Source organism: Vibrio sp. Y10_XG_PY6 (genome assembly GCF_024181795.1).
Taxonomy (GTDB): Bacteria; Pseudomonadota; Gammaproteobacteria; order Enterobacterales; family Vibrionaceae; genus Vibrio; species Vibrio diabolicus.
In genome coordinates this window covers 1,666,327-1,690,781 of sequence record NZ_JAMZAQ010000001.1, presented here as the reverse complement: position 1 = coordinate 1,690,781, position 24,455 = coordinate 1,666,327, and the positions used below count along the sequence as shown (strand labels likewise).

The following is a 24,455-nucleotide window of genomic DNA, read 5'->3' as shown; positions in this document are numbered from 1 at the left end:
TAAGCCTCATAGGTTAATCAAGCCTAATCATAATCAGTAATGATACGGTTTTAGCTCAGTTGACATTCTGTTGAGTGTTTCTTGACGTACCTTTTATAAAACAGCGTTTCTTTACTCGTTAATGACAGAGGGTTTGTTTTCGCCTGATGTGATTTCCTAATTGCGATTTACTATACCGCTCATCAAAGCAAACCATACTGGGATGTAAATCATGAATATGAAATCTATCGCAATTGCAACGGCAGTTGTTGCTGTACTAGCAGGCTGTAAAGACAAAACGCCACCAGCTCCAACCCAAGCAAACATTACTTTGGTTGAAGCGGTGACTGAAACTGTGAAAAATCCACACCAAGTATGTAAAGACGTGGTAGTAACGGAGCAAGTTGCCCCTACGGACGATAATAAGATAATTGGTACGGTCGGCGGCGCAGCAGCTGGCGCGGCATTGGGTAATCAAATCGGTGGCGGCTCAGGTAAAGTGATTGCAACTGCAGCTGGTACGATCGCTGGTGCGTTAACGGGTCGTAAGATTCAGGAGAACGTGCAACAAGGCGATGTAGTGACAACGACGAAAAAGCAGTGCCACACAGAATACACAACATCTGAAAAAGTAGTGGGTTACGATGTCACTTATGAAGTTTCAGGTGCGCCAACGACGGTTCGCTTAGCGAGCAAGCCAGCGACAAAAACGTTCCCAATTCAAGATGGCAAAGTTGTTCTTCCGCAATAACTAGCTCCTCAACCGAAGTAATTAACAAGCCCTTTTATCTTTGAGACGAAAGGGCTTTTTCACATAAGCGGTGTTTTCATCTATTTTCCCACGGGAATGTGCAGCCAGAATTACCAGTTAATTTCAGCGTTCGATACAATCACTTTTCTAAAAGTACGAACGGAAAAAACATGGAAGATTTTTACCTGACCGATCGTGGTTTAGCTGGTTATTTCGAAGCGCAATGGTTCGACAAGTTCATCGAAGATAAGCAGATCGAGACGATAACCAGTCGCTCAAAACAAGTCCCACTCTCTTTTTTGTCATCACCACATTGTTCCCAAGTCGCTGACTTTATTGCGCAGACGGCACTCGAGAGCGGCGTTCAGCCGTGTTCCCTACTTGAGGTTGGGGCGGCGCTGGGAAGAAACTATTATGAGTTAGTGCAACGCTTATCTAGCCTTAAAGAAGCGACGCTGGTTGAGCCTTCAAATAGGTTAATAGATGGCTTTAAGCAGCTTTTAATAGAAGAACAACGGGTCGAGTTAACTTATCTGCACGATGTGAACACCATAAACACGTTAGAAGTAGAGAATAGAGATATCGTGCAAAAATGTGCTCATGTTGATTTGACGCTGATTAACCAACCTTTTGAGCACGATACTCTCCAGTCTAGCTTTGATTTAGTCGTATGTTTGAACGTGGTTGATCAATGTGAGTCGCCACTTAGCGTGATCAACGCTCTAAAAGAAGCCACCAAGGTTGGCGGGCTGATGGTTGTCTCTTGCACTTATCAGTGGAACGCGAAACACATCAAAAATGAAGACGAAGCGGTCGATGATATCAAAGAGTACTTTGCTGAAGGTTGGCGTTTAGTATCGGAAGCCGATCATGAATATCGCATCCGGTTTAATGATCGTTTTGCAAGGCAGTTTTTATCTCATGTGGTCGCTTACATCAGAATGGATTAGAGCTACATAAAAAACCGAGCACTTACGACTCGGTTTTTTAGTCTTTGAGATAGAGCGCGATTTTAAGTAACGTGCGCCTCTTGTTGCTCTCGCTCTTGTTGAGCTTGCAGCTTTTTCTTGCGACGTTCTCGTTTAGAAAGCCAAACCAGCGGCACAACAATCATTATTGTTCCTATAGCCATAAATATGTCTGGCACTTCTCCAAACCAGATTAATCCCACAAACACGGCACCAATTAAGCCACTGTATTCAGCGCTGGCAATTTTGTTGCTATCAATCGAGCGGTAAGCGATCACACATGTTGCCGCATAAATCATGATGAACAAACTTGAGCCAGCAGCGACAGGGAAAGCACTCCAGTCCCAAGGTTCCGCTTCGATCAGAACAAGTAAGAAAGCCACGGGAATACCTGCCAAGTTTGTCATTAATAGCGTTTGCATCACAGACTGATTTTTTGGCAGTTTTCGAATGAGCAAGTTATTGATTGCTAAAGTAATTGCAACAACTAAAGCTGAAATCGCTGCCCAATCGATTTGGTCTGGACGAATGATGACCAATACACCGGCAAAGCCCATTATCGCAGCGGCGACCGATTGCTTAGATAACTGTTCTCCAAAAAAGATTGCTGCAAGCGGCAACATGATCAATGGCGCGGCGTAGAAGATTGCGTTCGCAGTTGCGAGCGGTAAAGATGAAATCGCCAAAACCATAAATATAGCACCAAGCAACCACACGTGAGCGCGGACAGCATGCCATTTAAATCCTTCAAGAAAATGAGTCTTTTTTGTCAGCAAGCAGACAGGCAGTAGGAAAAGCACTGCGGAAATTTGTCGGAAAAAGACAAACTGAAAAATAGGCACTTCATTTCCGACACTTTTAATTAAAGAGTCCGAAAGCACCGCAATGAGATTCCCAACAATTAATAGCAGCATAGCTGCGCCGACCGATGTAACTTTCACTTATTTCCTCTCCTCTTTCTTTGCCAAAGAGTAGGTGATGTCATAGGATGAAGTGAAGTGATATTTATTAGTTTAAGTATGAGATTTTTAGATAATGAAATTGCCACCACTCAGAGCGGTTCACTGTTTTGAATCTGTCGCTCGAAACTCTAGCTTTTCGCTTGCGGCTGAAGAGCTCAATGTGACGCAAAGTGCCGTTAGTCATCAGATACGATTATTGGAAGATTATTTGGGCGAGTCATTATTTATTCGTCAAGGAAGAAAGCTCTCTTTATCGGATACTGGTGCTCGTTATTTAGAGGATATTAGCCCGGCAATTAGCTCTATTGCGATGGCCAGCCAAAAGGTGAGAGAAGGGGACAAAGGCAGCATACGTTTAGCGATTTATAGCTCGCTTGCCGTAAAGTGGCTTATTCCGCGTTTGTCTGATTTTAAGCGGTTACATCCGGAAATCGATCTGACACTCAATATGGTTGTTGGTGATCCTGAGCAGACAGATAGCGTTGGTGATTGCTTTATCACGGTAGAGAAGCCAAAGCGCAACTATATGTCGGTGAAGTTATACGCGGAAACGCTGTATCCGGTATGCAGCCATAAAATTTGGAAAGAGTTACAAGATCAACCCATTCCAGAAGCGCTTTGGCGATATCCTATTTTGTCAACAGACTCTATTTATCGTGAGAGAGGAAAAGACTGGGCAGAGTGGTGCAGAGCGGGTGGTTACACTTTGCCGAAAGATGTCGATGTTCAACATTTTAGTCATATGTTGCTGGCAATTGAGGCTGCACGTTATGACCAAGGCATCGCATTTGCGAATGATTTTATGCTCAATGAAAGAGATAAAGCGCATGATTTGGTGTATATCCCTTCTCATGGATTAGAGACGGGGGACAGCTTTTATTTTATTCATAAAAAGAGCCGAGCCAAGCAGGCGGAAATCATCAAACTCACCAATTGGTTGAAGCAACAGTGCTTGTAAAATGACTAAATTGTCATAATTAAGAAATAAAGTGGCAAAGTTGTGTTTAAATATTTCATGTTTTATTGAGTTTTTATTCATTAACATCAACTTGGTTTTGAAACCGAGTGAAATGGATAGCATGACGTGCTTAAGGATGGGCAAAACACAACCTCAATAATTAACAGGCAGTGAAATACAATGTTTAAAAAAACATGGCTAATGACAGCCCTTCTAGCAACATGTTCTGTTGCAAACGCAGCTCCTTACGTTGGCGCATCGGTAGGTCAAGCATCGTTTGGTGATGTTAATGGCTCTATCAATGGTGGTGGTACCAACGCTAGCACTAAGCTTAAACTTGAAGATGACTCAAGCCTTTCAGGTAAAGTATTTGGTGGTTACAAATTCAACGAATACATTTCTCTAGAAGCAGCCATTGGTGGCTACGACGCTTTAGACGGCAAAGTTGTTACTGTTGGTGATATGAAGTATCTATCGATTCAACCAAAGGCGACTCTACCTATTGGTGATCGTTTCAACCTTTTTGCTAAAGCTGGTCTTTCTTACTTCAATGCTGAATTCAAAATTAGCAACTCTGTGATTGACGGTAGCGCAGGCCATACCACCATTTCTGACAGCACTGTGACAGGCATGTACGGTTTAGGCGCAGAGTTCGCTATTACAGAAAACTTTGCTCTGCAAGTTGAATGGGAATACATGATGCCTGAGCTAGACATTGCGAAATTTGGTAATGAAAAAGTAACGGTTGATGCTGACATCAACGTGTTCTCTGTAGGTATGAGTTACCGTTTCTAAGAATACTTATTCAAGTTACCTCTTGGCTTAGTACACGTTTTTGACTTCTGTTGGTCGAGCTGAGTCCAAGCTTTGAATATGTTTAGATATAGCACAGGAAGTTTAGTTGCTAAGCGTCCTGTGCTATTTTTTGCTTTGGAATAACTCTTAGGAATCTTTGTGAACGATGTCAATCTTAGGTATCTGGATCTACTGTTAAAGCACTTTGAACCTCATCAATATCACTTCGTTACGCTGTCTGAGCTTGAAGTGGTAATTTGTACGTCAAGACGCAATGTTTCTATTGTGATGAAAAAGCTTGCCACTTACGGTTGGGTAGATTGGAAACCTGCAATTGGCAGAAGTAACGCCAGCCGTCTGAATATTACTATTTCCCTTCAACAAGCGATGACCGAATTTTTGGTTGAGGAGCTTGGTCGGGGAAGAATGAACTCGATAACAAAACTTATCGATTGGTTCGGCCAAAGTGCTGTCAGGGCGTTGACGATTGCCTCTGAAAAAGTGAACCAGTTGAATGAGTCAAATAATGCTATTTTGATCTCCTCTTACCCTTGGGTGTCTAAGGTCGATCCTGCGAATACTTATCGTCATACTGAACTGCATGTGGCGAAAAGTGTTTATGATGTTTTGCTGACTCAAAATTCCAATGGTGGCATTGAGCCTTCGCTAGCACATGAGTGGAAAATGGAAGGCAATGTGATGACGTTATGGTTGAGACCTGGAATATATCGTCACGATGGCGAACTTCTCAGCATACAAGATGTTGTTTGGAGCATAGAAAGACTTAAGGAAATAAAAGGACCAGTACACGAGCTCTGGCAATGTATTGACAGTGTGATTACCGAAACATCGAGCTGCTTAAAAATTACATTGAAACATCCGAACATGTTTTTTCCATATATGCTAGCCACTCCTCACGCTTCTATTCTTTGTCGAGATGTTGTTTCTTTCGGTTCTGGTTATTCTTACCACATAGGCACCGGACCATTTAAAATCAGTGGTTGGAACCAAGAGAGTATGCTTCTTCAAGCACACAAAGAATATTTTTCAGCGCGCGCATTGTTAGACCAAATTACGCTGTCTCATGGTGATGTTAAAACCCTGAATATGTTGAGTTTTAACCAAACCTCTGATCACGTTGAAGTGGAAAAAATCAGCGCATTTTCATATTTGACCTATCGTGAACGCGCGGACTCTAATCTCGCAAAAGAAGATTGGTATCAACTCGCCGATTACATCAATGCGCAAAAGAGAATCTATGAGGCGCAAAGTGCCGTTGACAGCATTCAGTTAGCGACTCAAGAGCAAGATTTACTAATCGCAGAGGCTGTTGTGACGCCTAAGCTACAGGGTAAAGTAGCGCTAGCCGAGCCAATCTGGACGATACCAAGTTTAATTCGTCACTCTGAGTGGTTGCACCGTGTGATTCGTGCGACGGGATTAGAGCTAGAGATCGTCATTATTGATGACATTAGTTTTCCTGAAGTCGTATCACATCGAGCGGACTTGCTCCTAATTGAAGAAGTCATGGAAGCGCCGTTTGAGTATGGCGTATTTGAATGGCTATCGATAGCAACAGGTTTGCGTTTTAGTTTTGATCAAAGCCAGATGTTGATCCATCGAGAAAACCTTCGCGAAGCCATGACAAATGCTCAATCTTTACAATCTCTTTTAGGTGTAGAAAAAGCGTTACGAGAGCAGTATCTTTATTTGCCTTTATTTGTTGGCTATGAAGAGGTGACAAAAACACAGCAAGTGCGCGGTGTTCAGGTGAAAAATACGGGTTATAGCGATTTGCATCGTCTCTGGATCGCTCACTCTAACTAGCATATTTCGATACGGTGAGCATAGAGTATGAATACATAAAGCCATCGCAATGATGGCTTTATGTGGAATGTAGAGTTAGAAGTTGTACGACACACTCGCACCAACAACCCATTGATTTGCACTATCAACAATCGAGGAATCGCTGATACCGCTGCCTAGGCGAGTGTATTGTGTCATTTGGCTCACTTGCCAGTTATCGTTGATTGGCATGACTAGCTTGTAGCCTAAACCATAGCTTACTGTTGAATCACCTTTGTACGCTTTGCGGTTTGCATTTGCTTCGCGTTGTTTTACGCCAAAGTAGTAATCTACGTAGTCTTCACTTTGATAAGTTAGGTTAGCAAAAGGAACAAAATCAACACTACCGAAGTTCATAATGTGGAAGTAAGTCGCACCCGCTAAGTAACCTTTGTAAGCACCACTGATATCATGTTGAAGGTATGTTGAAATCACATTGTGTTGATCTAACGTAAAGTCAGTGTTCAAACCTAAATCGACAGCAAAGCGACGTTTATCCGTGCCTTTCAGGCTCTTTGCAATATCACCGTCACGCATGACACCACTGCCAACAAGGTAAGCACTCATGTTGATTAATTCATTGGTGTTACCGAAGAAGCGGTAGTTAATGCCACTTAGATCGGCGTTAAAGTCGTCACCATGGTAACCGCCATTTAGAATTGGAGCTGTATTGTATTTTTGATCTTTGAAAAGATCGCTGCCATGAGCCACTCCGACTTCCGCGTTCCAGCCACCTTCATTGTTGTAGATGTTACCGTTACGAATATAAGTATCACCAGCAACCGCTGAACCAGCAGCAGTCAGAGTTAGTAGTGCAATTAATGTCTTTTTCATCATTTTTCCGAGTTGTTCTGATTTGTTTTGAACACTGTACAAAATGAAGTTGTAAGCCTCTATCAGCAAAGCGTATGGAAATGTAATGAACCATCAGGATAAGAAGCGGAATGTAAGATCAGAGAAGGAAGATAAGAAAGATAAGAAAGACAACCGCCGTCGATGGAAAGAAAAATCCGAGCTGGGGTAGCTCGGATTTAGATTATTTATCAGGTATCGATACGAACTTATTGTTGTTTCGTTAAGTTGTATAACGGTGCTAGGTCACCTGTTACTTTTTCGCCATTCATGTCTAGCTTCATAAGTACATTTTCACCAACAAAGTATTGGTTTGGCGCATCTTCGTTTGTCAACGTTACGATGCTGCCGTTTGCATCCCAAGTGAATTGGCCTTCAGACTTTGACTGACCGTCTTCTTTGTCTTGGTAGCTTTCTTCAAGTACGTAAGTGCCATCTTGATTTAGTGTGATGGTCATGTCGATACCTGAACAATCCGCACATGGAAGCGTACCTTTGTATGTGCCGTTCCAGTCCAGGGCATTTTGTGCGTTATGCTCAGAGTCTACAAATGTTTCTTCAGTGATGACTTGTTCTTCTGCTACTGGCAGCGTGTCAATTGTCTCTGTAGTAACTTCTGCACTAGTGGTGACTTCAGTTTCCGTCGCTTGAGGTACTTCAACTGCGCTTGTTTCGGCAGGTTTCTCATCTTGACAGCCTGCAAGAATGATTACCGCGCCTGTTAGTGCCAACATTGTTTTTTTCATTTTATCCCTCTTTAAATCAAGATTTTGTATGAGAGTAATAGTAGACATTTATCAGGTATTTGCGTCATCAAAAAGCAATAGAATGATCTGTCTATGTCAATAAAACCGAATATGAGCATGAAATTGTCAAGAAAATCAGAACAATGTAAATGTTGATTGGGATATCAAGCTTGAGTCTACAAATAAATATCTAGAGGGGTGGGGGCAGAGATAGTGAAAACAGCCCACATTGCTGTGAGCTGTTTTATTAAATCAGTTAAGAGGCCTTATAGATGTTTGAACGTGAGGTGCTTCGTTTTGTGCTGTCTTCATAAGCGAATAGATCAGCAACAGTACGACGCTCTAGTTCACCTTTCAAATGACCATGCTCATCGACAACGGGCAGTGAGTATTCGCACGACATGGTTTCAGTCAATATTTGCTCAATGGCTGAATGGGGAGAGATGATAGGCACTTCTTCATAGATATCATCATCCCAGCTTGGGGTTTGAGCTAACTTAGTCGCGTCTAGTAACCCTTGTTGCGTTATCACGCCTTGATAGCCTGCATCGGTCACATGATAAGCATAATTACGTTTAACACGTTTCATCTCACTGAGCGCTTCTTCAATGGTTTTAGCGGCAATGCGATATGAAGGTGGCTGCATCACAGTCTCAACCGTCAATGCTCGCGCTCTATTGACGTCTTTTACAAAGGCTTCAACGTACTCATCGGCAGGATGCAGCAATATTTCGTCTGGTGAACCTTGTTGCACAAGCTCACCGTCTTTAAGGATCGCAATGCGATCGCCAAGGCGCAGTGCTTCATCTAAATCATGAGTAATGAAAATAATGGTTTTGTGCAGCTTCTGTTGCAGCTCTACCAGCTGATCCTGCATTTCGCTCCGAATCAGTGGGTCCAACGCTGAGAATGCCTCGTCCATTAACAGTATTTCGGCGTTGGTTGCCAATGCTCGCGCGAGGCCTACGCGTTGCTGCTGACCACCTGATAGCTGAGCGGGGTATTGGTTCTCATAACCCGTTAATCCAACGGTATCCAACCATTCGTTTGCTTTTGATAAGCGCGCTTCTTTACTTATTCCTTGAATTTCCAAACCGTAAGCGATGTTGTCGATAACAGTGCGATGGGGCAATAAGCCAAAACGTTGAAACACCATCGACATCTTATGACGACGAAACTGCTCTAACTCCTTGTTAGAAAGCTGCATGACATCTACCCCTTCCACCAAAATCTGTCCCATGGTTGGATCGATTAGGCGATTGAAGTGGCGAATCATGGTGGACTTTCCTGAACCGGATAAACCCATGATGACGAAAATCTCGCCCTTTTTAATTTGGAGGTTGATGTCTTTTAGCCCGACCGTGTGGCCCGTTTCCGCCAACACGTGTTCTTTACTATGTCCCAACTTGACGCGCTCAATCACGCTGTTGGGTTTGGGGCCGAAGATTTTATACAGACCGCTGATTTCGATAAGTGGACTAGTCATGCTTTAAATCTCCTAGATGGGCTTGAGTGCGTTTCGCATACGCTTGTGAAGCGCGGTCGAAAAGAATCGCTAGAGCGACAATGGCTAGACCATTTAAAAGACCAAGAGTGAAATATTGATTGGTAATCGACTTAAGAACGGGCTGGCCCAAACCTTTTACCCCAATCATCGATGCGATGACGACCATCGACAGTGCCATCATGATCGTTTGGTTGATTCCTGCCATGATGGTTGGCATTGCGAGCGGAAGTTGGACCCCAAAAAGTCGCTGTTTACTGCTGGCTCCAAATGCAGTTGCTGCTTCCAACACTTCTTTATCCACCAAACGAATACCCAAATTAGTTAAACGAATAACAGGTGGAATCGCGTAGATCACTACTGCGATGAGGCCAGGAATTTTCCCGATCCCGAGTAACATCACAACTGGGATGAGGTACACAAATGCCGGCATGGTCTGCATGACGTCGAGTAATGGTGTCACAACTGACTGAATACGATTAGAGCGCGCCATAGCGATGCCGATAGGGATCCCGAGTGTGATTGCCAGCATGGTACACACCGTGATAATACTGAGCGTGCGCATTGTGTCTTCCCACATGCCGAAGTAGCCAATCAGGATAAGTGAGCCAAAACATGCGATGGCCAGTTTCCAAGAGCGACTAGCGGCATAAACGAGGGCGGTGCAGACGCCTAAAACAACGACCCAAGGTGTTGAAATAAGCAGTTTTTCAAACCAGACAAGAAATGAAAGGAGCGGATCAAAGAGAGACTCGATAAGTTCACCATATTCACGAGAGAAATCTCGGTAGGCGCCATCGAGTGTTTTGCGAATCGCTCTAAGATCAGAGCGATCCATTTCTGGGAATTCGCTGAGCCAATTCGAGTCAGACATATTTACTTCCTTTTCTGATATATCTAGGTGCCCTCAAGAGACGTGATTCAGCAAGAATGGCTGGGATCGTAGACCAAGTAATGATTGGTGGTTCGATAGGTCCTCCATCTATTGTTTTACCCTTTAGGCTCATTTCAATGCAGTCGACCTGCACTTTATAGTTACTTAGGGAGACACTCTTTTAATAAAATAATCATTAGTGTTCAAATGAATGATTTGATCGGATTATAGTTTTTCTTCTCCAATAAAATGAATACATTAGCGCGTATTTGTATGAAAAGTCTGCGCAAACTAACGTTTTTATTATCTAGATAATTAGAATTGATCTTTTTGCTCGTTTGTCACCAAAGTTTGTCAATTCTTAGATATCTAATTAATCCTGATGTCTTACGTATTTATCGTGTCGATTTTTGCAAACTTAGTTTATTGGCATATGCTAAAAATGTTATTGGCATATGCCAGTTTAAGGCGTAATTTGACCCTGTGTTTTCGAGGGATAATGATGGCAAGACCAAAGATAGAAAGACGAATATGCGGACGTGCTGCACACCATTGTTTCAAACCCAATGGCGTGCCATTTCATCAGTTGGAGCAAGTCGCCATATTACCAGAAGAGCTAGAAGCACTGCGTTTGGCCGATTTAGAGGGTCTTAGCCAGCAGCATGCTGCTGAACAGATGGGCGTCTCTAGACAAACTTTTGGTAACACAGTAAAAAGTGCAAGATTGAAAGTCGCAAAAAGTTTAGTTGAAGGTCATGCATTAGTTTTTCCGGATGAGGGGTCAAACTTATGATTTATGCTATTCCTAATGATGGTGAGCGGGTGGCAAACCACTTTGTTAAAGCACCATATATTGCTATTTATTCTGATACTGACGGTATGCTAAAAAACTTAGCGAACATTGCTTCGATGCCACAAGCAGGTTGCAATGCGAAGTCTCAGTTAATTCAGTCTCTGCAAGAGTACAATGTGGATGCTGTACTTGTACGAAATATCGGTGAACGCGCACTAGCCAAATTACTTCGTAGTGGCACGCAAGTATTCAGGCTTTCTACCCGTAGCTCACTGGAAGATGTACTTGCGGTTCCAAGAGAGCCTCTCATTGAGCCGTCTCAAGGTCGTCCCTCAAACAATCATAAGAAAAATGCTCACAAGTCAAAAGGCGGTTGTGGTTCCTGTGGTTGTGGTGGCAAAAAATCCAAACCCTCCTTGCTGGCAAGACCGAAAGCACCAGCAGGGCTACTTAAAGTGACATCTCGCCCTGCTATACTTAGGCTAAAGACGATGGCTAATAAGGCAGGTTAATATGGTTTGGTTATTTACCTTTCTTGGTTTTCTCGCAATCATTTTGTTGATGTCGCTTGGCGTCATTTTCCACAACAAGCGTATTCAAGGGAGTTGTGGCGGATTGAATAATGTCGGTGTTGATAAGGTGTGCAATTGTGAAACCTCTTGTGCCGAGCCTGAAAGACGTTTGTATCAAATATCCGAACCTAATTCGTCATCTGAGCGCTAAGATCTTTTGCCCATTTCGGTAAGGTTTGTTTAAACCAGTCAATGTATTTACTGGTCTGAGGGTTCTGTCTCGAGACCAGTATATTCACCACTTCTACCACCATCCACGTTTTAGCTATTGCAATCGTTCTTGCTAAATTACTCGCATCGCCTTGCTTTGCCGTCTTGGTATAGGTATGCGCCACACCAAGATAATCTTCGAATGTGCCCATGCCTTTGACTAGTGGTGCTAAATCTATCGCGATATGCCCTGTCGAAAAACGTTCCCAGTCGAACAGCACCAAATCGCCATTATCTCGTCGCCCCCAGTTCCCGGCATTGGTGTCTCCAGAGATCAAATTTTTGGCGTTGAAAAGCGGGCCGGATTGCTCTTGTAGCTGATAAAAGAACCGCTCTGTTTTTGCGTCTAGTTTGAGCGTGTTTAAAGCTTGGGAAGTGGCTGGTTGTGTCCACTGATGAGGATGATAAACACCATCTGATGTCGGAGATAGTCTATGTATTTTAGCTAGTTGTTCTATCACGCGGGGCTCTTCAAGCAGGAATTCTTGATTGACAGAGTGCGGGATATACTCGATTCGTAACGTATTTTGTTGGTGATCGTAATCAATGAGCTCAGGGACAAGAATGCCAAGTTCATTGAATGGTTTAGCCTGGTGTTGATAAAAAGCGACCTCAACCTGTTCTACCTGTTGCTTTTCAATGAATGAAATGCCGTGTTTTTCTACCAGATAAACTTTGGCACTGCCCATCTGGTTAAGCTCTTGCTTTGACATGAGACATCCTGTCTTTTGATGGTGGAATCTTCACTTACCTTAAACGCGAAAGGTGTGTGCTCCAAGAATACTTAAAGAGAACATTGAAACAAAATATTGCAATGGTTTGAGTATAAAATTGTCGCTGGTGTCTAAATTTTGCACAGTGGCTTTTACGCATCGTTAACCACGTTCTACGCTTAATATTCGATTTAAACAAGGAGAACCAATATGGCTGTAATAAAGCAGGATATTCCAAATCGTGTAACGGTTTACCATGACAATATCGACCAAGAACAAGAGCTGAAAAATGCGATGCTGCCAGAGAAACCGCGCTACTTTAACGGTGCTCCGACTTACAAAGCGAACAGCATCGAAGAGTTTGAAAGCAAAATCAGTCAGATCGGTTTGTCTCTCGATAAATAAATTTTAATTTACCTAAAAGCGCCCTCAAAATGAGGGCGCTTTTTTATTTGTATGATTGATTTTAATCGTAGGGAATTAACCTTGTTGAGCACTGCCTTGGCAGACTTGTTTTTGCACTGCTGGTGGCGCGGGCTCGTAATGGCTTAAAGTCATACTAAAACTGCCTTCACCACCCGTGATAGCTCGCAATCGACGAGCGTAATCTTGCAACTCGTTTACTGGCGATTTGGCTTTCAACAACGTGAATTGGCTATCAATCGGTTCGGTGCCTTCTATTAATCCTCGATTACCTGACAAATCCCCAGACACGTCACCGACGTTTGTGGTTGGGACGTGTAACTCCATTTGGACAATGGGCTCTAACACAATAGGATCAGCGTTGTTGATCGCATCTAAAAAGGCTTTCTTACCTGCGATGACAAACGCAATTTCTTTTGAATCGACGGAGTGATATTTACCGTCATAAACGGTGACTTCCACATCCTTGATTGGGTTGCCAGAAATCGCCCCTTCTTCGAGTACTTGTAAAATACCTTTTTCGACCGCGGGAATAAGCGCGGTTGGAATGGCGCCACCCACCACTTTGTTGATGAACTTAAATCCAGCGCCACGTTCGAGTGGACGAACCTTCAATTGCACTTCACCAAACTGGCCTGCACCGCCACTTTGTTTTTTGTGTCGATAATGCCCTTCGGCAGGCTTGGTGATGGTTTCAAAGTATTCTACGCTTGGTTGGCAGGTTTCGACGTCCAGTTTGTACACGTTAGCCATCTTTTCTAATGCGACTTTGAGGTGAAACTCCCCTTGGCCGCTGATGATGGTTTCGTTGGTGCGAGCGCGATGTTCGATGCGCAGCGAAGGATCTTCACTGGCGATTTTATTCAGTATATCGCCTAATTTTTGCTCATCTCCACGCTTAAGAGGCTTCAAGCACAAAGAATACATGGAGTCAGGAAGGTCCAACGTCTTGAGTTGAACACCATCTTCTTCGTGAGAGTCATGAACGATTGAATCGAATTCGAGATCATCCACTTTGGCTAAAACGCAGAAGTCGCCGGCAAGCGCGCGAGGGATCTCGGTTCTATCTTTGCCCTGCAGTTGATATAAGTGCCCAACTTTAAATGCCTTGTTGCTTTCGCCAATATAAAGCTGGCTGCCCGCATTGATTTCACCCTGATACACACGTAAGTAGGCAAGTTTTCCCATATATGGGTCGACGCTGACTTTGTACACGTGTGCGACGGTGTGCTCTAAAGTTTCGCAATTTACTTTGATTTTTTTGCCGTTCTTTTCCAATAGAGGAGGGTTACCTTCGTTTGGCATGGGCATGATCTCCGCCAAGGTACGAAGCAGAAGCTCGACGCCCGCGCCGGTTTGTGCTGAGACAAAACAGACCGGAATAACATGTCCAGTTCTCAGTGCTTCTTCAAACGGATCATGCAGTTGCTCTGCGGTGAGTTCGGAACCTTGTTCCAGATACAGTTCCATCAGTTCTTCATCGACTTCGATAACTTGGTCAATCAAGGTCTCATGAGCTTCATCTACCGTTGCAAGTAAGGTTTCTCGTCCCAATTCTGGTTCGAAATAGCAGTCAACTACAGATTCCCCGTCAGCCGAAGGTAAGTTGATCGGCAAGCAGTGGTCACCAAAATGCTCAACGATGTTCTCCATCAATCTCTCTAACTGATGACCGTGGTTATCGAGCTTATTGATGATGATCATCTGACATTTTTGCTGCTCTTTAGCAAAGGTAAATAAGCGATCGGAAGTTTGGTTTAGTGGTGTTTGAGGGTCGATGACAAGGGCGGATGTTTCAACGGCAGGAAAAACGCTGATCGTACGGCCAAGTAACTCGTTTTGTCCCGGAGTGTCGATGATATTGAGTCGATGTTTATTCCAGCGCAGTGCGACTGGCGTTGCTTCAATACTGTGTTGATATTGGATGGATTGAGGGTCGAAGTCGGTAACGGTATCGCCTTTTTCTACGCTGCCTAAATGGTGAGTGGCATCGCAGGTGAAGAGCAGTTTTTCTATCAGCGTGGTTTTACCGGTCCCGGTTTGGCCGACGAAAGCGATATTGCGTATTTTGTTTATAGGCATAGAGCCTCCTTGCAAGATGGCGTGAAAAACCTACGAATTGCTAGGAAGTGGGTTGTTAGAGAAACCCACGCACTGCATTGGAGTAGGGCGGGATTACCGCCTATTCGTCTTCCATGTCATTTTCCGGATGACTCGATGCATAAGACCACCTTATTGGACTACTGTAATCTTAGCATGCCGTAATAACCATATAATTTATGTGACTTATTTCATGATGGGGCTGATTGTTTTTTAATCGAGATCATAAACTCAGAGGTTCTGACTTTTGGAGCAAAACCTCTGGATTGTTTAGGCTATTTGGAAAGAACGATTTCGCCGTCGCGATAAACTAAGCTCGGCGTTATATCTTGTCCGAGCAACACCGGGCCATCAAGATCGACAACGCTCGCCTGAGCAGCAATGGGTAACGCAGCACGCATCGCCAGCGACGTCCCCAACATACAACCGGACATGAGGCTAAAACCGAGTTTTTTTGCATCGTCGGCCAGCAATAATGCTTCACTGAGCCCGCCCGTTTTATCTAGCTTAATGTTCACCATTTCATATTTGCCAAGCAGTTGATGCAATTGCTCTCTGGTGTGACAGCTTTCATCGGCGCAAAGTGGAATGGGGTGCGGAATGCTGGCGAGTACGTCATCACGGTCTTGTGGCAGCGGTTGCTCGATCATGATGATATTAAACGGTTCGAGTTGATCAAATACCGTCGCGAGGTCGAGGTTTTGCCACGCTTCATTCGCATCTAAGACAATTTGCGTGTGCGGTGCGGCATCGCGTACTGCTGCAACGCGCTCAATCACGTTTTCACCATCCAGTTTTACCTTTAGCAGTTTTGCGCCTTGGCTAAGGTAAGCTTGCGCCTGTTTTGCCATCGCTTGCGGCGTATCGATAGAAACCGTCATCGCCGTCACAATCGCCTCAGGTAACGTAAAGAGGTCGTGAACTTGTTGCTTGTGGCTCAAAAGCGCAAGAAGATGCCAAAGGGCGCAATCCAACGCATTTCTTGCCGCTCCTGCGGGCAATAACGATTGAAGCTGGCTTTTGAGAGCCATCACATCAGCGTCACCTTTGGCGTACAAACTTTGCAGTTCATGCGCGGCGTGAGAAATCGCCTTAATTACCGATTCAACTGATTCACCATAACGAGGGTATGGCGTGCATTCTCCTTGGGCGATCATGCCTCGGTGTTCAATTGTCACGCGGACTACGTGGCACTCTGTCCGACTGCCGCGAGAGATGCGAAATGGTGTCGCCATAGCAATCGTGACGGGTTCTACATGAATTTTCATCTCACTAGTTTTCCCTAAACCGCAGTTATTTTCTAAACCGTAAATGTTTCTTAAATCGTAAGGAGCCTATCTGCAACCGCATCTACGCCAAAACGCACAGGGTCGGTGACGGGCACCCGATATTTGTCGCTCCAATCCTGGCATAGCTGGGCTGCATCTTCTTCGCTGATCGCCGAAGTGTTTAAGCAAATACCCACTAATTGAGCTTTTGCATTTGTGAGGCGAGCAGCGGCCAGATTCGCTTCTATCGTTTGTTCAATGGTTGGCAAACTCGCATGTGGTAAGTTGCGGATGTGCGGGCGACCAATCTCATGGCACAGTACCAGAGCGTCCGCTTGTGCGCCGTGAAGTAAGCCCAAACTTACGCCAGCAAACGAAGGGTTAAATAACGAACCTTGCCCTTCGATGATGTCCCAATCGTGGTCGGTGAAGTCGGGGCTGATCGCTTCTACTGCGCCGGAGATAAAATCGGCAACTACGGCATCAATTGAAATGCCACTGCCTGCGATGAGAATTCCCGTTTGACCCGTTGCTTTGAACTCTGCGCGACAGTTTTTACGCTTTAATGCGTGTTCAATGGCAAGGGCAGAGTACATTTTGCCAACGGAGCAATCTGTTCCTACAGTAAGTACTCGCTTGCCTGCGCGAGCTTTGCCATTGCCGACCTTGAGCGGGGCATCATAATGGCGAACATCATATAGTTTGGTTAATCCGCGTTGTTCTAGATCTGCAAGAGGAGCAAATTCCGCCAAACGTTGGTGCATGCCCGATGCAATTTCAAATCCCATTTCTGCCGCTTCAAGTAAGGTAGCTTGCCAAGTTTCGGGAATGACTCCCCCCGGGTTTGCTGTGCCAAGCACCAGCGTTTTTGCTCCTTGCTGCTGCGCTTGTTGTAGTGTCATGTCGGTTAAACCAAGTGATACGGTTTCTGGCGTCAGGCGGATTTGGCCAAGACAAATCTCAGGTCGCCATTGGTAAATGCCACGCGCAGTTTTTGCTGCGAGTGGATCGGTTACATCGCCAAGAAAGAGTAGGTAAGGTTGAGCAATTTGCATGATGGTTCCCTTCGTCATCGTTATTGCTCATTAATGTAGCCAGACTGATTTAGGAAACCGAATGCTTATTTGTTGGGCAGATATAACTTCAAGTTATACCTCTAAATCATCTGTTGTTTTAGGGCGGTGATAAACTGCTTTGTCGCAATGGATTGAGGAGTGTGCTCTGCGAATAAAATAGAGACAGAGAAGGACATGTTTGGCTCCAAAGCATGCACGGAAACGGCATCATCTTGGCGATATTGTTTTGCAGTCCATGGGTCTACAATGGCGAACCCTGCTTGGTGTTTCACCAGTTCAGCCGCCGCGGAGTAGCTGCGTACGGTGATGGCATGTTGATAATGCTCGTCACGCGCCGATAAGGTTTGATGCAGCAATAAGCCCAGAGGGTCTCGGCTATCTAAACCGATAATGGGTAAATCGTGACTGATGAGTTCTTCTAAAATAACGACTTTTTCTGCGGGTATCGCTGCGCTTTTAGGAGCGATCAGTGCTAAGTTTTCTTTCAATAACACGTGCCCCATGATCGCTGGTGGTGTTTCTTCACCGAACGCGATGGCGACATCCAATTCATGTTTCAGCAACCCGGAGCACAGCTCATCGCGATTGGCCGTTAAGAGCTCAAAGGAGATGCCGTGCTCTTTCGACAACAACGCGACAGTCGGCGCTAACAAGTGCGCAGCCAAAACAGGCGGGGCACCGACTCGTAAATGTTGAGTTCCCTGTTTGACTTTGTTGGTCAGAGAGCGAAATTGTCCGAGTTGTTGATAGACCTTTTCTGCCTCTGGCAATAAGGCTTTGGCTTCTTGAGTGGGAACGAGACGTCCCTTTACACGCTCAAATAAAGCGAAGCTCAGTTGTTGTTCTGTATGGGCGAGAACTCGAGTGACATTAGGTTGGGAAACGTGCAGTAAGCGAGCCGCGCCTGACACCGTTCCTGCTTGCATAATGGCGTAAAAGACTTCCAATTGTCTTAAGTTCACTGCGAATTCCTTCTGCTCATGTTGGTCGCCTCAGAATACCCAACCTTGCTGATGAGCGATAGAGGAAAAAAGTACTGGTGTAGAAAATTAGGAAGACGATGTTGGTTATCTTCTTATCTCACTTTTTCAATTTCTCAACTTCTCAATTTCTATGCATCACTTTGCCGCTGCATGAAGGGGCTGGTCGTTAAACGGCTCGACGTCTCGGCTGAGTAATCCCATCAATACCACTGCTAACACCATGACAACAGCTGCGATTGCAAAACCGTATTGTGTTAGTTCGTAATGACTCAACATCGCGATTAATACATAACTGAGAGATTGAATGGTGGTGGAAAACATGCTGATGCCGCCATCAACACGACCACGTTGATGAACCGCTACGGTGTGATGCATCCAGTTGACTCTCGCAATGCGATTTAGCGCGTTAAACACACCAAACAGAGCCGTAAACAACAAGATTATGAGAGGACTCATTGCAAAACTCATCCCGATAAACGCAAGAGATACCATGACCATCGAAGCAAACATAATGTGGCTATGGGAGGCTCGGCTTAGCACTTTGGTGACAATAAAGCCGGTTAGCAACGAGCCGAGGCCAAAACTGATGTTGAACCCTGCAAACCAATCGCCAGAGATGCCTTGTTCAGAAAACCAAATCGGCACCAATTTGCTCAAATACGTCAATGCAGGATAAGAGAGACAAGAGAGCAGAATAAAGCCATAAAAGCGGGGTTCGAGACGGAATATTTGTTTGCTCTCTTTGAGTTGTGCGATGAAAGCAACAGATTTTGATGCCCTTAATTGTTGGGTATACGGCGTCAGAATATAAAACATCGCCGCCAAAGCGGATGCGCTGGCTGCAAACAAAGCAAACTCTTTCATTCCCCACATTTCAAGCAAAACAATACCCAACGCACCAGCTCCTAGGGTCGTGGATTGCATTACGATTTCTTGCTGCCCCGAAATTTTTGCGTATTCGTGATGCTGATAATTTTCTTGAGTGAAGGCGTTGTTGGTCGTCCATGCAAAATTACTCGAAACCCAATACACCAATTGCGCAAAAGCCAGCAACCAGTGTGACTCAAACCCTAACCAATAAGCAATGAACACCACCAAAGCCATACCCGATTGAATCCATTGATTGAGCACGAGTAGTACTTTGCGTGAATGTCGGTCAATTAAAGTGGAAAAGAAAGGCGTTGCTAGAAAAGAAATCGCGGTGCAGCTCAGAGAAACTAAAGCGACGAATGTGCCCATTTTGGGATCGGAAAGCATGACCCATGGCAGTGCCATCATGAACAAGCCAGATGAGATACTGTCGAAGAAGCGGCCTGCTAAGTACGGCTGAGTTTTATTTTTCATTATGTTTGCCTCAAGTTCCCTTTGGATTTCAAAACGTTGACCTATAACGGTGCTGTGTTTGTCGACCAACTTGTTCATTCCGAACGCATTATTTCGAGACCATCTAGGTTTAGCGTTAATTAAGATGGTGCAACTTTAAAACCTCAAGTAAACTTGAGGTAAAGCATTTTTTTAACAAAATTGACACACAGGGAGTCAAGGATGGAAATCAGCGTAGGAGAAGTGGCAAAACGTTCCGGAGTGAAGGTCTCTGCCCTGCATTTTTATGAACAAAAAGGACTGATTTCGAGCTGGAGAAATCAAGGCAATCAGCGCCGCTACCACCGCAGCGTTTTGCGCCGTGTTGCGGTGATTAAAGCGGCGCAGCAAGTGGGGTTGTCGTTAGAAGAAATCAAACATGCGCTAGATGAGCTGCCGAAACATCAAGCGCCAAACAAACAGCAATGGGAAGTCATGGCGAGCCATTGGCATGAACAGTTGGAGCAAAAAATTCAAAAGCTCAAAGCCCTGCAAAACGATTTGGGCGGATGCATTGGCTGCGGGTGTTTGTCGTTAGAAACCTGCGCACTGCGAAACCCAGAAGATGTGTTAGGCAAAGACCACTCGGGTTCTAACTTAACGTTAGAAGAGTAGGTGTTATTCCTATTCTTTGTCGAAACTGTCCACCACAATCGCACCCATTGACGCCGGCATTGTGATGACGATGACCCGTTTTATCGCAACCAAAGGCTCATTCATTAGTGGCAGCTTATCAAGACAGAAAAGAACTAACGCCACCACAACGGCCGCAATGAGGTACGCGATAACCACACGAAAAATAAAAATGGATACGCGATTTTTGATGTGGCTTTGGAACACGCTTTGATAGGCGAAAAAACTGAGGAAAATGACAGAAAGGCTTAACAGCATGAGCAGGTTTGCCATTGGCAAGCTTTCACCCAGTCGCCACGCCTCTTCAGAAAAAGAGATGGGGACGGCGAGGGCAAAAGCGCCAACCAACACTTGGCTGGCGTCTTCTAAGTTAAAGTGACTACTCATGCTGTTCATTCCATTATTCGTTTGCTAGGTGTAAGAGCTTTTCAAAGCGCTCGTTACCATGCAGCAATTCGAGGTCTCGCTCTTCGGCAAGCAAATCACGAATAGATGGGCTGTATTCAATAGCGCGTTCCAAGTCTTCAATGGCTTGCTCTTCAATGCCAAGACGAGAGTATGCACAAGCACGTTGATACAGTGCAGGACCATTGGTGTAATCGACTTCAAGTACGCGGTTACAGATGCTCAGTGCCCAGTGGTATTCGTTGATTTCCATCGCGGCGTCTGCTTTGTAAGTCAACGCTTCTAAATCACCTGGGCGAATCAGCAAGATCTCATCATAGATTTCAATACGTTGCTCTGGTGTTTGTGAGCTTTGCGCACGCAACCATAAGTTATGGATCTCGTTGATTTTCTCAATTTCTTTATTGTTTTCACTGATAATTCGAGTTTTGCGTTTTAAATCTCGCTCCAGTGCTACAAATTTCTTCTCGTATTCTTGGGCGATCTTTTCTAATCGTTTATCCGCCATCTCTTTGGTGTTGTGTTTAAACTCACGCAGAGATTGCCAGCCTACAAAGGCGATCAGCGATGCGACACCTGCGATGATGTAGAAGAAGTAGGTTACGGTCACGTTGGCATAGTTCAACGATTTATCCGCAACCGTCAGCTCGCGGTCGGTGATCTCTGTGATCATTCGTTTTTCTAGGCTCTGATAGTCCTGACGCAGTGCTTTTAGCTCATCTAAAATATAGCGTTCCATTAATGGTCTATCTAACAGATCCGATTCTGAATACTTTTCGTCCGATGCCATCGTCGGCAAGGCAAGTATCAGCGAGAAAAAAATACCAATAAATAAGCGCATAAAACGTCCTTTCACGAGAAGAGTACAGATAGACCATGCAACAATAGCAAATAGCACAAACGTTTAGCAAAGTTATTACAAAAGAAATAATTGTCGTCTACGTAAAAGTCATATTCTTGTTGTTTTTCAGTTTGTTCCTGGTGGTTATTTGCCGTGATATCTTTTATCCTCCTTGCGAATTTATGATTAATGGAGTGAGCATGGACGCGCGAGCTAAGGATCACTTAGAGCAGTATCTAAAATTATTGTCACCAGAACAAAGAGCAGCCGTACCATCAGTTAGTGCTGACTATTATTGTGCCGATGAATACAACGCCAACGTATGCGCCGATTTGGTTCGAATTGGACAGAAAACCGCCTCTTGCAGTATGGAGCTTTGGTATCGAGAGCATGGCGAAAGCATGCCACAAGTGGGCCATTTACAAGTCGTCACGAATTGGAACGGGGACCCCGTTTGTGTGATACGAATTACTGATGTCAGCACTGATTTGAAGTGCTGCTTTCTTGAGAGACCGCTTTTAGCGCTTGCGAGCGGTCACACTAAACATGTGCCAGTGTTTTGGGCTTCCGACTACCGTGGCTCCGTCTTCATCTCTTTCATTCAATGAAATGAGTTCGTAATCCTCGAATAAACTTTCCACTTCCTTTTTCGTTAATGCGGTAATGTTCGGATGCATTTCTGATGCAACCCAGGAGTCTTTTACTCCTAAGAAATCACCGCAAAAGATACCGCCAGGTTGTAAGGCACTGTCTATTTTGGTCCAAACTTGCTCAAAGCTTTCGTCCGGGCAAAAGAACAAACTGGCATTCGCGATAACTAGGCTGCATTGAGGGTAGTCAAACTCAGTAAAACAGCACTGTGAAATTGAGAAACGCTTATGGCCTTCAAAGCGTGTTAAACAAGTTTTTACTGCATCTTCATGGCTATCAAATGCGTGAACGTTAAACCCCTGTTCGAGGAGGAAGTGACTGTCTCGACCTATTCCGCAGCCAATATCAAGAGCGACTTTGCTCTCGAGTTTCAGTAGGTTTAAGGCATTTTCCACGTTTGGGCGGTGAGGTTGGTTTAAAATTTTCTGATAGTACTCGTTCCATTGTGCTGACATTGAACTTCCTTGTATTTATTGTGTTTCCCCAAATCTAGTGTCCATTCTTGTATTGCTTTATCGGGGAGGTTTTGAAACATTGGCAATTGTTATAGCTGATCTTCAATTGGCAATATGCCGGAGAACCAAGCGCCCATTTTTCGCCATACTCCGGCCTCTGGTTCAGAATCATATTCTTTGCCTGTTTTTATGTCAGTCCAGACAATGTCTCCGTCGCGCAGAGTTAAGGCATAGGCGTTATTCGACAATTGATTCGGCAGTTGTTCTAGAAACATTTGCACATATTCTGGCTGTTCGATAACAACGGCCATTTCGGTATTCAAAGCGGCTGAACGTGGATCCCAGTTCATCGAGCCAACAAACAGCGTTTTGTCATCAATCGTCATTGCTTTTGCGTGTAAACTTGCTCTGCTGCTCCCCGTGAGGCTCCACTTGCTTTTGAGTTTCGCGCTCGCTTTTACTTCCCATAGCTTGACCCCAGCTTCGAGTAGGTCTGTTCGATATTTTGCGTACCAACCATGCACGGCAAACACGTCGTTAGAGGCGAGACTATTGGTCACTATCGTGATATCAACACCTCGCTTGGCCGCGTTACTCAATGCTTGAGTGCCGACTTCGGTTGGGACGAAATAGGGGGAGATAAGAACAAATGAATGTTCAACACTTTTAACCAGCTCCGTTAAATTATCAATAAGTTGGCTCTCTCGGGTCGCAACTTTATCGGGTAAGTCAAACCATACTTTTGCTTCTCCCCAGTAGAGCTTGAGATTGCCTTGTTTGAGAGCTTGGTACATATCCAGTTTAGTGAAGTCATAACGGCCGGTTGAGAACTTTTCCTCTAGCTGGAGTTTGTCGACCTGCTTTTGAATCGCCAGGTCGGTAATTTGCTGTGAGTCCGGTGTTATCCATTCCATTGGTATCGCATAGGCGCTATTCCAGTAGAGGTCGAACTGATCTGCAGTTTGTTGTACCGCCTCACCATAGAGCAGTAGATCAAAATCACCAAATTCGACCTGTGATTCAAAAGAAAAGTACTCATTGCCGATATTCCTACCCCCGACAATGGCAGAAACACTGTCTGCAATCAGAGACTTATTATGCATACGACGATTAAGACGTTCAAAATCGCTAGCAAGAGCGAACCAGCGGGAGTCGCGATACTGATGCGGATTGAATAAGCGGATTTCGATATTAGGATGTGCATTGAGGGCAGCCATCACGTCATCGTTTCGCTTTTGCATATCGTCAAGCAACAGCCTTACTCGGACTCCACGCTTTGCAGCTTCATACAAGCGCCACGTTATTAGCTGACTCGTTTCGTCACCACGGTAAATATAGTATTGAAGATCAAGGCTTTTTTGTGCGGACTCGATTAAAGAGGTGCGAGCAAGAAGGGCATCGTGTCCTTGATTTAACGGGGAAAAGCCAGTTATTGACTTTGGGTCTTTCCCGTAAGCTTCAAAGTACTGTGCAAGCACGGAGTCACCTTGATACCCAAGTTGGAAGCTAGTGGATTTTTCACTGGGATCGTTCAATGACACGGATGAACATGCCGATAAAATTGTGAATAAAGAAGGGAAGAGTAGCTTAGCGAGTGTATGTAACAAAGTACATTTCCTTGTCTTACAGAGTGTTACTTATCGGAAATTATAGACCTAAGTTGCCGCAGCGTGCATCCAACAAGGTTTGATAACGGGCTATTAATCAATGAATTGTCATGTTCTCGGGATTAAGTT

General features: G+C 44.6%; 25 protein-coding genes and 1 pseudogene. 11 read left to right on the top strand and 15 right to left on the bottom strand.

Annotation, left to right across the window (positions count from 1 at the left end):
• The first annotated feature begins 211 nt into the window (after positions 1 to 211).
• Positions 212 to 730, top strand: a complete 519-nt coding sequence (locus tag NL644_RS07290) for a glycine zipper 2TM domain-containing protein (RefSeq protein ID WP_005392659.1) — start codon at positions 212 to 214, stop codon at positions 728 to 730.
• 170 nt (positions 731 to 900) lie between these two features.
• Entirely contained in the window at positions 901 to 1,680 is a 780-nt protein-coding gene (locus NL644_RS07285) for a methyltransferase domain-containing protein (RefSeq protein WP_114323442.1), read from the top strand.
• Between the two features lie 62 nt (positions 1,681 to 1,742).
• Here NL644_RS07285 and NL644_RS07280 read toward each other — a convergent pair whose 3' ends face one another.
• Complete coding sequence (locus NL644_RS07280; RefSeq protein ID WP_005392661.1) at positions 1,743 to 2,639, bottom strand: DMT family transporter; 897 nt, start codon at positions 2,637 to 2,639, stop codon at positions 1,743 to 1,745.
• Between the two features lie 94 nt (positions 2,640 to 2,733).
• Between NL644_RS07280 and NL644_RS07275 the strand changes: the two genes are divergently transcribed.
• The 3 genes from NL644_RS07275 (at position 2,734) to NL644_RS07265 (ending at position 6,240) form a co-directional block, all read left to right on the top strand.
• Positions 2,734 to 3,618 carry a LysR family transcriptional regulator gene (locus tag NL644_RS07275; protein ID WP_005392662.1) on the top strand — a complete coding sequence of 295 codons (885 nt, stop codon included), beginning with the start codon at positions 2,734 to 2,736 and terminating at the stop codon, positions 3,616 to 3,618.
• Between the two features lie 180 nt (positions 3,619 to 3,798).
• Positions 3,799 to 4,413: an outer membrane beta-barrel protein gene (locus NL644_RS07270; RefSeq protein WP_005373936.1), complete on the top strand. Its 615-nt coding sequence runs from the start codon at positions 3,799 to 3,801 to the stop codon at positions 4,411 to 4,413.
• Positions 4,414 to 4,572: 159 nt separating this feature from the next.
• On the top strand, positions 4,573 to 6,240 hold the full coding sequence (locus NL644_RS07265; RefSeq protein ID WP_199804215.1) for an ABC transporter substrate-binding protein: 1,668 nt from the start codon (positions 4,573 to 4,575) through the stop codon (positions 6,238 to 6,240).
• Positions 6,241 to 6,315: 75 nt separating this feature from the next.
• On the opposite strand, the gene ompV is transcribed toward NL644_RS07265, so the two are convergent.
• The 4 genes from ompV to NL644_RS07245 all read right to left on the bottom strand — a co-directional run bounded on the left by ompV (position 6,316) and on the right by NL644_RS07245 (position 10,234).
• Positions 6,316 to 7,092, bottom strand: a complete 777-nt coding sequence (gene ompV / locus NL644_RS07260; protein WP_005392665.1) for an outer membrane protein OmpV — start codon at positions 7,090 to 7,092, stop codon at positions 6,316 to 6,318.
• A 227-nt stretch (positions 7,093 to 7,319) separates the two neighbouring features.
• Entirely contained in the window at positions 7,320 to 7,856 is a 537-nt protein-coding gene (locus tag NL644_RS07255; RefSeq protein ID WP_046873821.1) for a copper resistance protein NlpE, read from the bottom strand.
• 256 nt (positions 7,857 to 8,112) lie between these two features.
• Positions 8,113 to 9,342: a glycine betaine/L-proline ABC transporter ATP-binding protein gene (locus NL644_RS07250; protein ID WP_243328053.1), complete on the bottom strand. Its 1,230-nt coding sequence runs from the start codon at positions 9,340 to 9,342 to the stop codon at positions 8,113 to 8,115.
• Positions 9,335 to 10,234 carry a proline/glycine betaine ABC transporter permease gene (locus NL644_RS07245; RefSeq protein ID WP_046873819.1) on the bottom strand — a complete coding sequence of 300 codons (900 nt, stop codon included), beginning with the start codon at positions 10,232 to 10,234 and terminating at the stop codon, positions 9,335 to 9,337. The genes NL644_RS07250 and NL644_RS07245 overlap by 8 nt, the downstream gene beginning before the upstream one ends.
• 502 nt (positions 10,235 to 10,736) lie before the next feature.
• On the opposite strand from NL644_RS07245, the gene NL644_RS07240 reads away from it, so the two are divergent.
• From NL644_RS07240 to nqrM, 3 genes are read left to right on the top strand one after another with little or no spacing between them, the layout of a single operon-like run.
• Positions 10,737 to 11,027 carry a DUF134 domain-containing protein gene (locus NL644_RS07240; RefSeq protein ID WP_114323523.1) on the top strand — a complete coding sequence of 97 codons (291 nt, stop codon included), beginning with the start codon at positions 10,737 to 10,739 and terminating at the stop codon, positions 11,025 to 11,027.
• On the top strand, positions 11,024 to 11,539 hold the full coding sequence (locus tag NL644_RS07235) for a NifB/NifX family molybdenum-iron cluster-binding protein (RefSeq protein ID WP_114323438.1): 516 nt from the start codon (positions 11,024 to 11,026) through the stop codon (positions 11,537 to 11,539). Before NL644_RS07240 ends, NL644_RS07235 begins: the two co-directional genes overlap by 4 nt.
• Position 11,540: 1 nt before the next feature.
• Complete coding sequence (nqrM, locus tag NL644_RS07230; protein WP_005392671.1) at positions 11,541 to 11,750, top strand: (Na+)-NQR maturation NqrM; 210 nt, start codon at positions 11,541 to 11,543, stop codon at positions 11,748 to 11,750.
• Here the strand turns inward: nqrM and NL644_RS07225 are convergent.
• A complete protein-coding gene (locus NL644_RS07225; protein ID WP_005392672.1) occupies positions 11,728 to 12,522 on the bottom strand; it encodes a phosphotransferase in 795 nt (264 codons plus the stop codon). The genes nqrM and NL644_RS07225 overlap by 23 nt on opposite strands.
• 210 nt (positions 12,523 to 12,732) lie before the next feature.
• Here NL644_RS07225 and NL644_RS07220 point away from each other — a divergent pair, with 210 nt between their 5' ends.
• Positions 12,733 to 12,927, top strand: coding sequence for a hypothetical protein (locus NL644_RS07220; protein WP_053808086.1), 195 nt, complete (start codon positions 12,733 to 12,735; stop codon positions 12,925 to 12,927).
• Positions 12,928 to 13,002: 75 nt separating this feature from the next.
• Here NL644_RS07220 and fusA read toward each other — a convergent pair whose 3' ends face one another.
• The 5 genes from fusA to NL644_RS07195 form a co-directional block, all read right to left on the bottom strand.
• Complete coding sequence (gene fusA / locus NL644_RS07215; protein ID WP_253658228.1) at positions 13,003 to 15,027, bottom strand: elongation factor G; 2,025 nt, start codon at positions 15,025 to 15,027, stop codon at positions 13,003 to 13,005.
• Between the two features lie 293 nt (positions 15,028 to 15,320).
• Positions 15,321 to 16,313, bottom strand: coding sequence for an N-acetyl-D-Glu racemase DgcA (gene dgcA / locus NL644_RS07210; protein ID WP_253658227.1), 993 nt, complete (start codon positions 16,311 to 16,313; stop codon positions 15,321 to 15,323).
• Positions 16,314 to 16,363: 50 nt separating this feature from the next.
• On the bottom strand, positions 16,364 to 17,368 hold the full coding sequence (gene dgcN, locus NL644_RS07205; protein WP_253658308.1) for an N-acetyltransferase DgcN: 1,005 nt from the start codon (positions 17,366 to 17,368) through the stop codon (positions 16,364 to 16,366).
• A gap of 101 nt (positions 17,369 to 17,469) precedes the next feature.
• Entirely contained in the window at positions 17,470 to 18,351 is an 882-nt protein-coding gene (locus NL644_RS07200) for a LysR family transcriptional regulator (RefSeq protein ID WP_253658226.1), read from the bottom strand.
• A gap of 156 nt (positions 18,352 to 18,507) precedes the next feature.
• Positions 18,508 to 19,716 carry an MFS transporter gene (locus NL644_RS07195; protein ID WP_253658225.1) on the bottom strand — a complete coding sequence of 403 codons (1,209 nt, stop codon included), beginning with the start codon at positions 19,714 to 19,716 and terminating at the stop codon, positions 18,508 to 18,510.
• A gap of 201 nt (positions 19,717 to 19,917) precedes the next feature.
• Between NL644_RS07195 and soxR the strand changes: the two genes are divergently transcribed.
• Positions 19,918 to 20,349, top strand: a complete 432-nt coding sequence (gene soxR / locus NL644_RS07190) for a redox-sensitive transcriptional activator SoxR (protein ID WP_005392679.1) — start codon at positions 19,918 to 19,920, stop codon at positions 20,347 to 20,349.
• 9 nt (positions 20,350 to 20,358) lie between these two features.
• On the opposite strand, the gene NL644_RS07185 is transcribed toward soxR, so the two are convergent.
• Together NL644_RS07185 and NL644_RS07180 are read right to left on the bottom strand one after the other, a co-directional pair.
• Positions 20,359 to 20,754, bottom strand: a complete 396-nt coding sequence (locus NL644_RS07185) for a DUF2391 family protein (RefSeq protein ID WP_005373896.1) — start codon at positions 20,752 to 20,754, stop codon at positions 20,359 to 20,361.
• A gap of 13 nt (positions 20,755 to 20,767) precedes the next feature.
• Positions 20,768 to 21,613, bottom strand: a complete 846-nt coding sequence (locus NL644_RS07180; protein WP_005392681.1) for a tetratricopeptide repeat protein — start codon at positions 21,611 to 21,613, stop codon at positions 20,768 to 20,770.
• Between the two features lie 200 nt (positions 21,614 to 21,813).
• On the opposite strand from NL644_RS07180, the pseudogene NL644_RS07175 reads away from it, so the two are divergent.
• Positions 21,814 to 22,098, top strand: a pseudogene (locus NL644_RS07175) (ASCH domain-containing protein); the annotation flags it as partial.
• A 33-nt stretch (positions 22,099 to 22,131) separates the two neighbouring features.
• On the opposite strand, the gene NL644_RS07170 reads toward NL644_RS07175, so the two are convergent.
• A complete protein-coding gene (locus tag NL644_RS07170) occupies positions 22,132 to 22,719 on the bottom strand; it encodes a bifunctional 2-polyprenyl-6-hydroxyphenol methylase/3-demethylubiquinol 3-O-methyltransferase UbiG (protein WP_253658224.1) in 588 nt (195 codons plus the stop codon).
• An 89-nt stretch (positions 22,720 to 22,808) separates the two neighbouring features.
• On the bottom strand, positions 22,809 to 24,326 hold the full coding sequence (locus NL644_RS07165; RefSeq protein ID WP_046873810.1) for a phospholipase D family protein: 1,518 nt from the start codon (positions 24,324 to 24,326) through the stop codon (positions 22,809 to 22,811).
• Positions 24,327 to 24,455 lie beyond the last annotated feature (129 nt).

Bases quoted from the DNA above. Each gene is read 5' to 3' on its own strand.
- NL644_RS07290 (WP_005392659.1), top strand. From the start codon at position 212: ATGAATATGAAATCTATCGCAATTGCAACGGCAGTTGTTGCTGTACTA.
- NL644_RS07285 (WP_114323442.1), top strand. From the start codon at position 901: ATGGAAGATTTTTACCTGACCGATCGTGGTTTAGCTGGTTATTTCGAA.
- NL644_RS07275 (WP_005392662.1), top strand. From the start codon at position 2,734: ATGAAATTGCCACCACTCAGAGCGGTTCACTGTTTTGAATCTGTCGCT.
- NL644_RS07270 (WP_005373936.1), top strand. From the start codon at position 3,799: ATGTTTAAAAAAACATGGCTAATGACAGCCCTTCTAGCAACATGTTCT.
- ompV (WP_005392665.1), bottom strand. From the start codon at position 7,092: ATGAAAAAGACATTAATTGCACTACTAACTCTGACTGCTGCTGGTTCA.
- NL644_RS07255 (WP_046873821.1), bottom strand. From the start codon at position 7,856: ATGAAAAAAACAATGTTGGCACTAACAGGCGCGGTAATCATTCTTGCA.
- NL644_RS07250 (WP_243328053.1), bottom strand. From the start codon at position 9,342: ATGACTAGTCCACTTATCGAAATCAGCGGTCTGTATAAAATCTTCGGC.
- NL644_RS07245 (WP_046873819.1), bottom strand. From the start codon at position 10,234: ATGTCTGACTCGAATTGGCTCAGCGAATTCCCAGAAATGGATCGCTCT.
- NL644_RS07240 (WP_114323523.1), top strand. From the start codon at position 10,737: ATGGCAAGACCAAAGATAGAAAGACGAATATGCGGACGTGCTGCACAC.
- NL644_RS07235 (WP_114323438.1), top strand. From the start codon at position 11,024: ATGATTTATGCTATTCCTAATGATGGTGAGCGGGTGGCAAACCACTTT.
- nqrM (WP_005392671.1), top strand. From the start codon at position 11,541: ATGGTTTGGTTATTTACCTTTCTTGGTTTTCTCGCAATCATTTTGTTG.
- NL644_RS07225 (WP_005392672.1), bottom strand. From the start codon at position 12,522: ATGTCAAAGCAAGAGCTTAACCAGATGGGCAGTGCCAAAGTTTATCTG.
- NL644_RS07220 (WP_053808086.1), top strand. From the start codon at position 12,733: ATGGCTGTAATAAAGCAGGATATTCCAAATCGTGTAACGGTTTACCAT.
- fusA (WP_253658228.1), bottom strand. From the start codon at position 15,027: ATGCCTATAAACAAAATACGCAATATCGCTTTCGTCGGCCAAACCGGG.
- dgcA (WP_253658227.1), bottom strand. From the start codon at position 16,313: ATGAAAATTCATGTAGAACCCGTCACGATTGCTATGGCGACACCATTT.
- dgcN (WP_253658308.1), bottom strand. From the start codon at position 17,368: ATGCAAATTGCTCAACCTTACCTACTCTTTCTTGGCGATGTAACCGAT.
- NL644_RS07195 (WP_253658225.1), bottom strand. From the start codon at position 19,716: ATGAAAAATAAAACTCAGCCGTACTTAGCAGGCCGCTTCTTCGACAGT.
- soxR (WP_005392679.1), top strand. From the start codon at position 19,918: ATGGAAATCAGCGTAGGAGAAGTGGCAAAACGTTCCGGAGTGAAGGTC.
- NL644_RS07185 (WP_005373896.1), bottom strand. From the start codon at position 20,754: ATGAGTAGTCACTTTAACTTAGAAGACGCCAGCCAAGTGTTGGTTGGC.
- NL644_RS07180 (WP_005392681.1), bottom strand. From the start codon at position 21,613: ATGCGCTTATTTATTGGTATTTTTTTCTCGCTGATACTTGCCTTGCCG.
- NL644_RS07170 (WP_253658224.1), bottom strand. From the start codon at position 22,719: ATGTCAGCACAATGGAACGAGTACTATCAGAAAATTTTAAACCAACCT.